This window comes from Cupriavidus sp. SIMBA_020 (assembly GCF_046535395.1).
Lineage (GTDB): Bacteria > Pseudomonadota > Gammaproteobacteria > Burkholderiales > Burkholderiaceae > Cupriavidus > Cupriavidus campinensis.
This window is the reverse complement of record NZ_JAWRWU010000011.1, coordinates 109,798-121,996: the sequence shown is the minus strand read 5'-3', so window position 1 is coordinate 121,996 and position 12,199 is coordinate 109,798. Positions and strand designations below refer to the sequence as shown.

Below are 12,199 nucleotides of genomic sequence, written 5' to 3'. Positions count from 1 at the left end.
TATCGATGCTTCAACGTCTAGACGGTGCTCACCGGGTGCTTACGGAAGGTCCTGGCACGAGCGAGCAGCAGCGTATCAAGTCGCTGGAGCGTGAAGTCAAGGAACTGCGCAAGGCCAATGAGATCCTGAAGCTGGCCAGCGCGTTTTTCGCGCAGGCGGAGCTCGACCGCCGATTGAAGTGATGAGAGCCTTCATCGACAAGTACCGCGACAGCTTCGGGGTCGAGCCGATCTGCAAGGTGCTGCGGATCGCCCCGTCGGGCTATTGGCGTTACGCGGCGCAGCGGTGCAATCCCGCCCTGCGCAGTGCCAGAGCCCGGCGTGACGATGTTCTGATCGCGCACGTCGAGCGCGTCTGGCAAGCCAACATGCAGGTCTATGGCGCCGACAAGGTCTGGAAGCAATTGAACCGTGAGGGCATTCCGGTGGCCCGTTGCACCGTCGAGCGGCTCATGCGCCGCCGAGGGCTGCGCGGTGTCGTCCGCGGCAAGGTGGTGCGCACGACCACAAGCGATACGCGAGCGCCGTGTCCGCTTGATCGCGTCAATCGACAGTTCAAGGCCGACCGACCCAATCAGCTTTGGGTTTCCGATTTCACCTACGTCTGGACTTGGCAGGGCTGGCTGTACGTGGCCTTCGTCATCGACGTGTTCAATCACTCTGGTGAGATCTGCGTCTCACCACGCTGCTGAGGATTCTGCTCTTTTCCTTGGTCAGGCCGTTGCTTCCTCCGCAATTAGAAAGCGCTTCGGGTTCTTTCCCAGCCAAGCCGGCGCTCGGCCGCGACCGGACCAGGTCTTACCAGTCTTGGGATCCAGATATTTGGCAGGCAGCGCCGCTTTCGCTGCCGTACTACCACCACTTTTTGCGGGTCGGCCACGACGACGCTTCGGAGCAATGTCTCCTTCCGTAAGACCGTGAGTCGCCATCAGACCGCGGATTTTCTCAACCACACCTGCGACTTCCTCAACCCTCATTTGCTCGATCTTGGCTTCCAATGCCTGTTTTTCAGCGAGCAGCTGCTTGTATGTTGCCATTCTTCGGTCCTTAGTATTGTTGAGTCCTTTCATCCTATATCAGAACGTATCAGCAAAGAAGGGAAGGAGATAATATAGAGGATAAAAATATTCAAGACCTGTCAAAGGTAACACTGCAGGGAGACCGGGAGGATCATAAACACGTTCAAAGCCGACCGTTTTAGCAGGCTGCTGAAGTACCTCGATCCCAAGTCAGCGCATCGACATGTCGAAACGTTGATCTGAGAATTCGAAACGATTCATTCATCGACACCGGATGCGCGGCACAGACACCTTCACCGAAAGCTTGTTCACCATGCAGCGGCTGGACGATTTCGTACCGAAGTCCCATCCATTGCGTTCGATCCGGACGATGGCCAATCAGGCGCTGGCGAAGATGGATCGGCTGTTCGCCGGGATGTATGAGGCCGACATCAAGGGCGGTCGCCCGAGCATCGCGCCGGAGAAGCTGTTGCGGGCGATGCTGTTGCAGGTGCTCTACAGCATCCGGTCCGAACGCCAACTGATGGAGCAGACGCAGTACAACCTGTTGTTTCGCTGGTTCATCGGGTTGTCGATGGACGACGCCGTATGGGTGCCCACGGTCTTCACCAAGAACCGGGCTCGCTTGATCCAGCACGACGCGGTGATCGGGTTCTTCAATGAAGTGCTTGCGATTGCGCAGAAGAAGAACTGGCTGTCGGGCGAGCACTTCAGCGTGGACGGCACGCTGATTCAGGCGTGGGCCGGCCACAAGAGCTTTGTGCGCAAGGATGGCAGCGACGGCGACGACGATAGCGGCAACTTCAGGGGGCGCGAGCGCAGCAACGAGACGCACCAGTCCAGCACCGATCCCGATGCAAAGCTCTATCGCAAAGGCAAGACTGGCAGTGAACTGCGATACATGGGCCACACGTTGAGTGACAACCGCCACGGTTTGGTAGTCAGCGCCCTGGTGAGCACCGCTGATGGACACGCCGAGCGCGAGGCTGCGAAGGTCATGCTCAACGATGCCCGGCAGGCAGCGGTCGACCCGGACACGGAAATCACAGTAGGTGCAGACAAGGGCTACGACGCGCAGGAGTTCATTGAGGCGTGCCTGGAGATGAAGGTGACGCCGCATGTGGCGCAAAACACCTCAGGTCGACGCTCAGCGGTACCTGATGTCATTGCTCGCAGCGAGGGTTACGCCGTCTCGCAGCAAAAGCGCAAGCTGATCGAGCAAGGCTTTGGATGGGTCAAGACTGTCGGGCGCATGCGGCAAGTAATGGTGCGTGGACTGAAGCGGGTCGATCAGATGTTCGTCCTGAGCATGGCCGCCTACAACCTCGTGCGCATGCGTTCGCTGGGACAAATCCGTCCGCAGTTGGAGTAATCGAGGAAATGAGGCCGGAAATGGGCGCCGAACGATTGAAAAAATCGATTCGAGGGCACGTAGCTTCCGGATTGTGAAATCAAGCAGTCCTCACCCGCACAGGCGGAAAGTACGCCGTTTGCGCGGGGAGTACTTCAGCAGCCTGTTAGGGCTGCATAAACTATCCGCCTGCATGGATCGACTGCCTCGTGCGGTGTGAAAGATTTCGATAACTTTTCGCTACCGTAGCCTACTCGGGCGGACGCATCCTACTCGGCATAGGAGTGCCAGGAATCGATGCAATTGGGAAGCGTCACTATGGCATCCTAAAATGCTCAATTGACTGGCCAGCATTGGTCGCGCGTTGCAACCATTCAGGAACATCGCCGATGCCATCCCAAGTGTTTCCTGCAGCGTCTCTATACATGACGCTTTTCGCAATCACTATGTCTGAGACCGCTGAGGAAAAACATCCAGCTTCGAATAGCTGTTCGATAGTGATACCGTGACGCGCCATGGCAGATTTTATCCACAGAATCGCTTCTGCGCGCGTACGGTGGATCTTTGCTTCGGATTTTTCAAAGAGATCCGGAAAAGCTCTTCTCGTGACGTTAATGTTCATCCTTCATGCATCAATGCGGGAGCGCCTAGCTTTATTCTGTGAATGGCAACGGGGAGCTTCTCGCTATGGCTTTGAATATTCGGAATTATTTTGGAGAGGTGTAAAGTTGAAATGGGCTGCGGCATACGTCGCGTTGCAGGACCACACCTCGGTGCCAAGGTTGCCCACTTGCCGTCGCACACGCACTCCGCCCCTGGAAACACTTCATCGTGGCCGTTGGGGCCATCAAGAAGGAAGGGTTCGTGCGGGGTTGCCCAGTAGTTGCCGGCCTTTAATTCTGAAATCTGTTTCCTGCCCATTCTTACCTTGTCGGTGCGCTAGCTTTGGCTTCGTAGCTATTGTGCTCGCGCAGGCGGGGATCCTGCAAAGATCGCAACCGCATGAAGGCGTAGGCCTTCGCCACGGTAGTGTCCGCACGTTTGTCAGCGTGACGCCCGCGGCAGTCGAGCATGGATATCTTACCGCCCACACCGAACTTTGAGACAACTGGCCGCTCCCCTGGAGCGGCACCCGTCACCGTTCTAAGCGAGCCTTGGGGCCGAAAGGCCTAGCTACTGTTGTCTGTAGGCCCCGCGCGCCGGTCAAAACGTAAAGGCTAGCGCCACCCTTACAGACGTCGTGGAAGGGGGACTGGAAGTGAACCTTTGCACGGGCGACGGAAACCGGACGGCGGCCTGGCCTCCTCATATGGATCCGGATCCACTCGCCTTATAGCGAAATCTAACTTTCACGTATGAAAGTTATGTATTTTTAAAGTCTATAAGTGCGCTAAAAACAACTTATGTGGCGGCCATTGGCGCCTACGACAGCCCTAAATGCTGGGGCAGTCGCCTTGTCCGGCTTTCCCCAGTCCTTTGCGAGTGCCTGTGCCTGAGCGATGCCCACCCAACGCTTGACCCGAGCTCGCAGGCGGCCCTTTGCCGCAGTGTCAATCAGCATCTGGTCGACTTCGAAACGGCCATTTCTGCCCCCGCGTAGCCGTGCACCAACAGCGCCACGTTGGTCGCGGTCTCTGTCACGATTAGCGACGACCTTGGCCATGAATAGATCGATAGCGCTCAGACAGTACCCTATCCGGCTATTCGTACCATCGTTCTGAATCTTGTCGACTCGCCGCAACCATCCGTCAGGCAATATCGCGGTGTCCGGCCCGACGCCTTGCGCGTAATAACCATTCGACTCGTGGAATTGAGAGCCTTCGCCAATCGCGCCATCGATGTCATCCGCCTTCTCGGGAGCATGGAGCGGATAGATGTCGGCCTCCGCCAACGCTGTGAAGACCTCCGGTGGATACGGATGCCCGCCAAGAAGGGACTGGCTGCCGACTATGACGAACTCGTACTCGTCCGTGATAACGCCGGACGCACGAATGATGTGCTCGAGATCCTCGCGCTTCATTGCGGTTCTCCAGCGGACTCGTCTTCGGGCACATCGCCGATCACCACGCCTTTCTTGAGCGCCTGAACCTGAGAAATTATCTCGCGGCGGACCTCCTCTGGCAGCAGAGTAGGCAAGGGGGATGCCTGCCTGAGTTCCTGCGCGCGCTTCGTACGCCCCAGTGCCCTGCGCCACGCTTTATTCGCCAGAATGTGCTCCCATTCAAGCCAGAGAGATTCTGAACGAGACGGACCCTTCGCGCGCCAGGCCGCGAGCTTGTCGAGTGCACGCTGCCGGAGTTCGGGATTCTCGCGCAACAATTGAAATGCCCTTTCGTGAAGGGCCATGCTCTGAAGATCCTGTGCCCGATGATGCGCCGAATCCGCCCTAATCGTCACCTGAACGTCCGGGCGGCCGCGGTACGTGTTCGATCCTGCGGTGTTCGGCGGCGCTGGTTGGAATGTGTCGGACACCAACAAAGCGAGGTCACCCGCGACACCGAGAGCCGACATGACCCGGAGTACGGTGCCGATTGACGGCGTCGGATCGCACGCTTCGACAGATGCGAGTGTGGTTCGCGAGATGCCTACCTGCTCCGCCAACTCACTGGCCGTCAGCCGCTTGGTCTTGCGAAGACGCCGAAGCCGATCGCCCAGCGTCAGAAGCAACTGGCGCTCTACGAGAGGGTTCGTTTCTCGGACGTAGATCATATGTTCAGTATGCTGGGCAAAAACGCAAACCTTGTCCAGTATATTGGTCATATGAAAGCGGGACGGTGGGACGCGCCTCCGGAATAACTCGAGAAACGTCCTGCCATAGTAGGCGGCGCAACCTGGTGCGAAGGCACGGGTCCACAGCGCAGACGCTCGACAGCGGCAAGTATTGGCAATCGTTTCACCATGTCGCACAATGGAATAATCACTAGCGCGTCCAGAGATGGCAGCCGGCGGGCTGGGTGCATTTTGCTCCACTGCATCGCACGTTGTAGATTGGCTAGCCCCAGGGAGCCCACCATGGAACCGCGAGCAGGTGCCGCAACGTCTCTTGTGGCGATTGAACGGGCAATTCTCGAAGCGGAAAGAATGTTGGATCGCCAGCAAGCATTGCTGGCCGAGTTGGAGGCCGCTAGTGCCCCGGCTGCAGGCAAACGGGCGCTCATTAAAACTCTGGAGGAGACACTGGACTGGTTGCGCGCGGCACGCGTCGACGCCATCCTGGCCGAGGCGCTCGCGCGCATGAGGCGGCCGTCCGGCAGCCGTCCTCGCTAGCCGCCCCGCCGGCCGGCGGGACGAAGGCGACGCCCGCAGGTAGCGCCGGCACCCGAATCGGTGCGCCGCGCTCCCCGTTCCACGTACCTGCGGCGTCACCGGTAGTTAATATTAATTGGAATCGCGCGACAATGGCTCATTGGGCTTACCCCATGAGGAGGGCCATAGACGCCGAGCGCGTCGCGATTATCCTGAAGCCCGTTGTCGCGAAGCCCCAAAATTTGACAACGACTATTCGAACTTCGCCCCCACAGCGTCATGTTATGCCGGCCGCAGACGGTCGCTGGAGCCTTGGCGAGGTAGCCTTCCCGTCCTACTGCCGTGCCGCGAGGCCACCATCGCGGCCGGCGTTCGTTAGCGATGCTCAAAAATGTGGCGTTGCAGATCCATGGCGCCCCGGCGCAAGAGAGCTTGGCGTTATGCGCCGTCGCGCGGCGGAAGGAAGTTAGGCCGGAGGACTCGGCGGATGAGCGGGAGAAACGCCTGTCGGCTGTCGCAAGCATCCGGTAAGTTGCGATGTGCGCGGTGGAGCGCTGCTGATGCGGGCGCGCTCCCATTGTCGTGCAGAGGCCGCGCTGTTCAAGGCGGCGACGCCGGCTGGGAAGGTTTTGGTGTAGTCGATACGCATGTTCAGTCCTTGCTGCCAATGGACGGATCTGATCGGAGGAGACCGGCCAGCCCCGTATGGGTATGCTGCCGTCGAAGAGGAGTATTCGGCGCATGGCCGAGAAGTTCCATGCGTTGACCGCCCTGAAAACGGGATGGCCAGAGACCACGGCCATGGTGGGCAAGTTGAACCGCAAGCTGGGCGGCTGGGCGAACTACTTCACGTAGGGACCGTAAGCCGCGCTTACCGGGCGCTCGACAGCCCTCCTGGAAGGACTTAGCAAGGTGGAAGGGCACGCGGATTCACGCGCGATGGCTCTGCTTCAACTCTCCGCCTGCGTCGGCGCGCTGGGGTTGTCCCTTGCCGTCAGCGATCCCGCGTACTCGCAAGACCTCCTCGACAATGTGGCCGATGGCCTGGTCCAGCTTGCCACGCCGCTGGCCTAGGACGCCGGCATCCTACAGCACGGCTTCGTGCTCGCGCGCTATCGTGGGGGCTGCGACCGGCCCGCGAGCGAATGCGCCTGCCAGCGGCATCTCGGGAACCGAGTGGCGAGGCGCATCCTACAGATCGCGGTCGCCCTCGTGGCCTTTTCGCCTGTAAAGTCAGACAGATGCGGACAGTCACAGGAAGCCGCCAGCGGTAGATTCAGACCTATTTCTGCATGGAGCCTTCCGTGGATAAAGGTTGGTCTCGACTTGGTCACTGGTTTGGGCCGCCCTGCTTCGTGCTGAGCACCATGCTCGGGTACCCGCTAGCCGCTGGCGGCGAGTCATCTTCCCTTGACTCTGTACTTCTTGGCACAGTCTATGGAACTCCTGACCGGTTGGGAGGCAGCTTGGATTTGAAAGCCGGTAGCGATATACGGCAGCGTGTGGAGCTGGCCTGCGCTCGGCTAAATCGCACGGCACCTCACCAAATCGACGAGTCGACTTACCTTGTGACTTGTAGGGTGATGAAGGCCAAGGAGGTATCTTTTGACCTCGTGCTGAAGGGGTTCGATCCGCAGTCGCCCGGCGTTGCGAGCTTTATGCAGTCGGCGAAACCGATACTCGAAAAATCAATCTGCCGAAATCCTGACGTATCCGCTCTTGGAAAGAAGGGAATATCTCTAGTCTATACCTATCGGATGCGCGCGACGCAGGTGTTAACTCTCAGGATTGAACCGGGGCACTGCGCTGCAGAGGTACGAAATACTGATTAAGTAACGTTGGTGCTGAGGTCGGCTTAACAGGCATTGTGCATGAGGCTCTGGAGCTGTAGAGAAACCCACCGCGCAGCGAAAGTCGAGCCGTCACAGCTCCGCTACGCTGCATGGAAGCGCTCCTCCATGTTCTGCCCGTCTTGCTGAGGGCGCCATCGGTCTCTAATGACGGGTTCTTCGCAGCATCGCGGCGGTCACGGCCGTCAATGCCGCGAGACCCATAACAGTCGCTCGTTTCTACGTCGACGCTGCGTCGAACACCCTGCCGGGGTTCAGAATTCCTTTCGGATCCAGCGCCTGCTTGATGGCTCGCATCAGTGCCAGTTCGGCGGGGCTGCGCGAATGGAGGATGAAAGGCTTCTTGTGCACGCCAATGCCGTGCTCGGCAGATATGCTGCCGGCGAACCGGCGGACGACCTCGTACGCCACGACGTCGATGGCGGCTTCGGGGACGTCCGCTGCGGCGACGCTAGGCAGGTGCACACTGAAGTGCAGGTTGCTGTCGCCGACATGACCGAAGTTCACGAGTTCGGCGCCCGGCCACTGCGCCAGCACCGCGGTGCGCAGCGCGTCGGCAAATGCGCCGATCCGGCCGATCGGCAGGCTGACGTCGAACGCGGCGTTCGGCGCCCACATCTGCGGGAACTCCGCCACGGCGTCGCGCAGTTTCCAGAAGCTTTCGGCTTCCTTGCCGCTGGCGGCGATGGCTGGCGTCGACGATCAGTCCTTCGCTCATGGCGTCTTTGAGCATGCGCACGAATGCCGCGCCGTCGGCAGCGGCGTCGCTGCCTTGCAGATCGACGAGCACATAAAACGGATGGCCTGCCGGCAGCGGCGCACGCACGCCCGGCACGCGCGTGGTGACCAGCGTGTAGTAGTCGGCCCACATCGCCTCGAACGCCGAGACCCGGCCCGACAATGCGCGCTGCGCATGACCCAGCAGCTTCACCACATCGTCGAACGATGCCAGCGGGCATAGCGCGGTCTGCGTGCTCGAAGGCAGCGGCGCCAGTCGCAGAACCGCGCGTGTCATGACGCCAAGCGTGCCTTCGCTGCCGACGAAATACTGGCGCACGTCGTAGCCAGCGTTGTTCTTCAGCATCTTGTTCAGCGATGTCAGCACCGTGCCGTCGGCCAGCACCACCTCCAGGCCGAGTACCTGATCGCGCATCATGCCGTAGCGGATCACACGATTGCCGCCCGCGTTGGTGGCAATATTGCCGCCGATCTGGCAACTTCCGCGCGCGCCAAGGTCGACCGCCAGCAGCCATCCCGCCTCGCGCGCCGCTTCCTGCGCGGCCTGCAGCGTGGTGCCGGCGAGCACGGTCATGGTGCCGGACTGTGTGTCGATTTCCTCCACGCCGCGCATGCGTTCCAGTGACAGTGCCAGCTCGCCGGCATGGGGCGTCGCGCCGGCCGCCAGGCCTGTTAGCCCCCACTGCGGCACCACGGGCTGACCGTGGCGATGGCAGAGCGCGAGGATCGCCGGCACTTCCTCGGTCGAGCGCGGCCGCGCCACGGCAAGCGGCGGCGCACCTAGCGGCGCATACCAGTCCTTGCGGAAGCGCACTTCGATGGCATCGCCGGTTTGCAGTCCGGCGGGATCGAGCAGCGCGGCGAGTTCGGCAAGCAGGGCGTACTGGCAGTCATGGGAAGAAGGTGGCCCCTATCAGGCGGACAACGGACGCCCTCGCAATTCTGTGGCAATCGAATCCGCTATATACGAACTCGAAATCTCTCACTTCCGTCAGTGAGAATTCTGCATTTACGCTCCGATCATCGCGAATGACCAACGCGATATGCCGCCAACATAACTTCGGAGAGGGCGATGCGGATAGCAATGATTGTGAGCACAGCGGTAGCGATAGGCGCTTCCTCGCTGAACACCGCACAACCGCAGCCAGTTGGCGGGAAGCCCGCCACGGCCGCAACCCGGGCCGCGAATGCCGCCGTCCTGAATGAACTGCCGTTCAATGACCGCTCCGATTTCGAAGACGCGCAGCGTGGGTTGGTGGCCAAGCCCGACGCCCTGACGATCCGAAACGCCAAGGGCGACGTGGTCTGGGACCTCGAGCAATACAAACAATACATTGCTATCGACAAGCCGGCGCCGGACACGGTGAATCCAAGCCTGTGGCGCAACGCCCAACTGACCATGCAGAACTGATTTCGGCGGAAACAGCCAAGGCCGCATTCGACTTTGTCAGCAAGAACTTAGGGCAGCGCCCAATCGTCGCCGTGATCTACAGCCATTCGCACATCGACCACTATGGCGGCGTGCGCGGCATCGTGAACGAGGCCGATGTCAGGTCGGGCAAGGTCAAGATCTTTGCGCCAGAAGGTTTTACGGAACTCGCCATCAGCGAGAACGTCATCGCTGGCAACGCCATGGGTCGGCGTGCCATGTATATGTACGGGGCGCTGCTGCCCCGCAATGCCCGTGGCGGCGTGAATGGCGGGCTGGGGCAGACCGTGTCGACGGGCGAAGCGGGGTTGATCGTACCCACGGACGTCATCAGCAAGACCGGCACTGAAATCACGGTGGATGGCGTGAAGATGGTGTTTCAGATGACGCCGGGCACCGAGGCGCCGGCGGAGATGAACACGTTCTTCCCGCAGTTCAAGGGCATGTGGATGGCCGAGAACACGACCAACACGATGCACAACATCCTGACACTGCGCGGCGCGCAGGTACGCGACGCACTGAAGTGGTCCAGCTATCTGAAGGAGACCATCGACCTCTACGGCAAGGATGTCGATTTCAAGTTCCAGGCCCACCACTGGCCGATGTGGGGCAGCGCTAAGATCATCGATTACTGGAAGAAGCAGCGCGACCTGTACAAGTACACGCACGACCAGTCGGTCAACCTGATGAACAAGGGCTACACCGGGGAGGAGATCTCGGAGCTCATCAAGCTGCCGCCCGAACTCGACAAGTTCTGGCCGAACCGTGGCTACTACGGCACGCTCCGCCACAACTCCCGGGCCGTGTACCAGCGCTACATGGGCTGGTATGACGGCAATCCGTCGGATCTCAACAACCTCCCCCCTGAGATGGCCGCAAAGAAGTACGTCGAGTACATGGGCGGGGAGGCAGCGGTGCTGCGCCGCTGCGCCGCGCCAAGGCCGACTTCGACAAGGGCGAGTATCGCTGGACTGCCGAAGCGCTCAAGCACTTGGTCTTCGCCAATCCGAATAGCAAGGCCGGCAAAAACCTGCTGGCCGATTCGCTGGAACAACTCGGCTACCAGGCGGAAAGCGGCCCCTGGCGCGGCGTCTACCTGATGGGTGCCTACGAGTTGCGCAACGGCGTGCCCAAGGCCGGCGGCACCGACGTGGCCAGCCCGGACACCATTAAGGCCATGCCGCCCGAGATGCTGTTCGACTATCTGTCCGTGCGGCTGAACGGCCCGAAGGCAGCAGGCAAGAAGATTGCCCTAAACCTGGATTTCACCGACCTGAGAAAACAGTATGGCCTCGCAGTGGAGAACGCCGTCTTGAACTATGGCAAGCCGCTGCCTCAGGCCGACGCGAAGATCACGCTGTCCAAGGCGACGCTCGATTCGATCCAACTCAAGGAGACGATGATCGAGAACGCCATCGCCAAGGGCGACATGAAGGTGGAAGGGCGGCGCGAGGCGCTCGGCGAGTTTCTGGGGCTGCTCGACTCGTTCCCGTTCTGGCTCAACATCGTGACGCCATGAGTACCGCCCGCGACTGGATGCGAGCCGCGCTGGCGGCCGCCTGTCTCGCCCAGCCGCTGCACGCGGCGGCGTGCGGCTCTGACTTCGTACTCGGCGATGAGGTAGGGGCCGCGCATCCGGCGTCCATCGGCGTGGCTTTCGCCATGCTCGATGCGCGGCGCGCCGGCACGCTGGCGCCGGCGGTCGGTTCGGAACCTGCCGACACTCGCGTGAGTGCCGACGCCGCGGCGCATACGCTGGAGCAGCGGCTGGCGTCCGTCAGGGGCCGAATGCCGGCGGTGTCGCTACTACTGGTCGAGTCGCGGCTGTGGACGCGTTACACGCCGTCCGGCAAGCGTACCCGGGATGCTGAAGACGTCCATGCCGGCCACGATGCGGGGCCGGTCGATGGCGATGTCGTGGTCGTCACCGGCGAAGCGGTGCTGCGTGGCCTGTTGGCCGGGGATATCGCCTGGCAACAGGCGGCGGATAGCGGCCTCGTGGTGTTAGCAGGCGATCCGGCCAGACAGACGCGCGTGGCGGCACTGCTGGCGGCCCGCGTCGCGCCGCCGGGCAGCGGCGCCATGGCCAGCCGGCCGTCGCCCGCACGCTTCTGAGTTGCGCGGCCAGCGCGGCTGTCCCTTGGGGCCAACGACATGGCCCTTACTTCGCAAGGCGCCGCCCCGGATCGGGATGGGGTTGCCGCTTCCGAGGGCTTTTCGCTCGTCCGCGATGACCGGCTGTTTCGCCTGCAGCGCCAGCTTGGGCTGATTCCACCGACTGGGCTCGCCATCGCCCGACGCGTGGTGTTCTACAGCATGCTGTGCTGGTTGCCGCTGATGATCTGGGCCTGGTGGGTCCTGCTGGCGCTGGTACTGACCGTGCTGGTGGCGGTGCCCTTGCTCTGCTGGTGCTTTTGTAAGGCGTATCAAACCAGGGACGAGATTGCACGCCCTGCGGCGCGACCCGCCCCAAGCGCGGATGCCTTAGGGAATAGTTACGAAGGGAAGACACATGCCCACGCTCTACTGTAAGTGGCGACTGTGTCCGGCGCTTCAGCGGGCCTTCT

General features: G+C 61.1%; 12 protein-coding genes, 2 pseudogenes and 1 other annotated feature. Of the genes and pseudogenes, 9 read left to right on the top strand and 5 right to left on the bottom strand.

What is annotated here, in order from left to right; translation table 11 throughout:
• Window positions 1-47 precede the first annotated feature (47 nt).
• A pseudogene (locus SB751_RS20495) lies at window positions 48-652 on the top strand (IS3 family transposase); the annotation flags it as partial.
• Window positions 140-256 (top strand) — a sequence feature (AL1L pseudoknot). (Overlaps the previous pseudogene by 117 nt.)
• Window positions 653-712: 60 nt before the next feature.
• Here SB751_RS20495 and SB751_RS20490 read toward each other — a convergent pair.
• Window positions 713-1,036 carry an H-NS histone family protein gene (locus tag SB751_RS20490; protein ID WP_410748510.1) on the bottom strand — a complete coding sequence of 108 codons (324 nt, stop codon included), beginning with the start codon at window positions 1,034-1,036 and terminating at the stop codon, window positions 713-715.
• Between the two features lie 256 nt (window positions 1,037-1,292).
• Here SB751_RS20490 and SB751_RS20485 point away from each other — a divergent pair, with 256 nt between their 5' ends.
• Window positions 1,293-2,390, top strand: a complete 1,098-nt coding sequence (locus tag SB751_RS20485) for an IS5 family transposase (RefSeq protein ID WP_410748429.1) — start codon at window positions 1,293-1,295, stop codon at window positions 2,388-2,390.
• Between the two features lie 295 nt (window positions 2,391-2,685).
• Here SB751_RS20485 and SB751_RS20480 read toward each other — a convergent pair whose 3' ends face one another.
• The 3 genes from SB751_RS20480 to SB751_RS20470 form a co-directional block, all read right to left on the bottom strand.
• Window positions 2,686-2,991: an H-NS family nucleoid-associated regulatory protein gene (locus SB751_RS20480; RefSeq protein WP_410748428.1), complete on the bottom strand. Its 306-nt coding sequence runs from the start codon at window positions 2,989-2,991 to the stop codon at window positions 2,686-2,688.
• 768 nt (window positions 2,992-3,759) lie between these two features.
• Window positions 3,760-4,389, bottom strand: coding sequence for a DUF6036 family nucleotidyltransferase (locus tag SB751_RS20475; protein ID WP_410748427.1), 630 nt, complete (start codon window positions 4,387-4,389; stop codon window positions 3,760-3,762).
• Window positions 4,386-5,078, bottom strand: a complete 693-nt coding sequence (locus SB751_RS20470) for a helix-turn-helix transcriptional regulator (RefSeq protein ID WP_410748426.1) — start codon at window positions 5,076-5,078, stop codon at window positions 4,386-4,388. The genes SB751_RS20475 and SB751_RS20470 overlap by 4 nt, the downstream gene beginning before the upstream one ends.
• Window positions 5,079-5,381: 303 nt before the next feature.
• Between SB751_RS20470 and SB751_RS20465 the strand changes: the two genes are divergently transcribed.
• A complete protein-coding gene (locus SB751_RS20465; RefSeq protein ID WP_410748425.1) occupies window positions 5,382-5,636 on the top strand; it encodes a hypothetical protein in 255 nt (84 codons plus the stop codon).
• Between the two features lie 918 nt (window positions 5,637-6,554).
• Window positions 6,555-6,689 carry a hypothetical protein gene (locus SB751_RS20460; RefSeq protein ID WP_410748424.1) on the top strand — a complete coding sequence of 45 codons (135 nt, stop codon included), beginning with the start codon at window positions 6,555-6,557 and terminating at the stop codon, window positions 6,687-6,689.
• A gap of 995 nt (window positions 6,690-7,684) precedes the next feature.
• On the opposite strand, the pseudogene SB751_RS20455 reads toward SB751_RS20460, so the two are convergent.
• Window positions 7,685-9,080: pseudogene (locus tag SB751_RS20455) on the bottom strand (FAD-binding oxidoreductase).
• A gap of 207 nt (window positions 9,081-9,287) precedes the next feature.
• Here SB751_RS20455 and SB751_RS20450 point away from each other — a divergent pair.
• The 5 genes from SB751_RS20450 to SB751_RS20430 all read left to right on the top strand — a co-directional run bounded on the left by SB751_RS20450 (window position 9,288) and on the right by SB751_RS20430 (window position 12,164).
• Entirely contained in the window at window positions 9,288-9,614 is a 327-nt protein-coding gene (locus tag SB751_RS20450) for a hypothetical protein (protein ID WP_410748423.1), read from the top strand.
• A gap of 71 nt (window positions 9,615-9,685) precedes the next feature.
• Window positions 9,686-10,732 carry an alkyl/aryl-sulfatase gene (locus SB751_RS20445; protein WP_410748422.1) on the top strand — a complete coding sequence of 349 codons (1,047 nt, stop codon included), beginning with the start codon at window positions 9,686-9,688 and terminating at the stop codon, window positions 10,730-10,732.
• Entirely contained in the window at window positions 10,624-11,151 is a 528-nt protein-coding gene (locus tag SB751_RS20440; RefSeq protein WP_410748421.1) for an alkyl sulfatase C-terminal domain-containing protein, read from the top strand. The genes SB751_RS20445 and SB751_RS20440 overlap by 109 nt, the downstream gene beginning before the upstream one ends.
• Entirely contained in the window at window positions 11,148-11,747 is a 600-nt protein-coding gene (locus SB751_RS20435) for a hypothetical protein (protein ID WP_410748420.1), read from the top strand. Before SB751_RS20440 ends, SB751_RS20435 begins: the two co-directional genes overlap by 4 nt.
• A gap of 39 nt (window positions 11,748-11,786) precedes the next feature.
• A complete protein-coding gene (locus SB751_RS20430; protein ID WP_410748419.1) occupies window positions 11,787-12,164 on the top strand; it encodes a hypothetical protein in 378 nt (125 codons plus the stop codon).
• The last annotated feature ends 35 nt before the right edge of the window (window positions 12,165-12,199 follow it).

Coding starts and splice junctions, on each gene's coding strand:
- SB751_RS20490 (WP_410748510.1), bottom strand. CDS start 1,036: ATGGCAACATACAAGCAGCTGCTCGCTGAAAAACAGGCATTGGAAGCC.
- SB751_RS20485 (WP_410748429.1), top strand. CDS start 1,293: ATGCGCGGCACAGACACCTTCACCGAAAGCTTGTTCACCATGCAGCGG.
- SB751_RS20480 (WP_410748428.1), bottom strand. CDS start 2,991: ATGAACATTAACGTCACGAGAAGAGCTTTTCCGGATCTCTTTGAAAAA.
- SB751_RS20475 (WP_410748427.1), bottom strand. CDS start 4,389: ATGAAGCGCGAGGATCTCGAGCACATCATTCGTGCGTCCGGCGTTATC.
- SB751_RS20470 (WP_410748426.1), bottom strand. CDS start 5,078: ATGATCTACGTCCGAGAAACGAACCCTCTCGTAGAGCGCCAGTTGCTT.
- SB751_RS20465 (WP_410748425.1), top strand. CDS start 5,382: ATGGAACCGCGAGCAGGTGCCGCAACGTCTCTTGTGGCGATTGAACGG.
- SB751_RS20460 (WP_410748424.1), top strand. CDS start 6,555: ATGGCTCTGCTTCAACTCTCCGCCTGCGTCGGCGCGCTGGGGTTGTCC.
- SB751_RS20450 (WP_410748423.1), top strand. CDS start 9,288: ATGATTGTGAGCACAGCGGTAGCGATAGGCGCTTCCTCGCTGAACACC.
- SB751_RS20435 (WP_410748420.1), top strand. CDS start 11,148: ATGAGTACCGCCCGCGACTGGATGCGAGCCGCGCTGGCGGCCGCCTGT.
- SB751_RS20430 (WP_410748419.1), top strand. CDS start 11,787: ATGGCCCTTACTTCGCAAGGCGCCGCCCCGGATCGGGATGGGGTTGCC.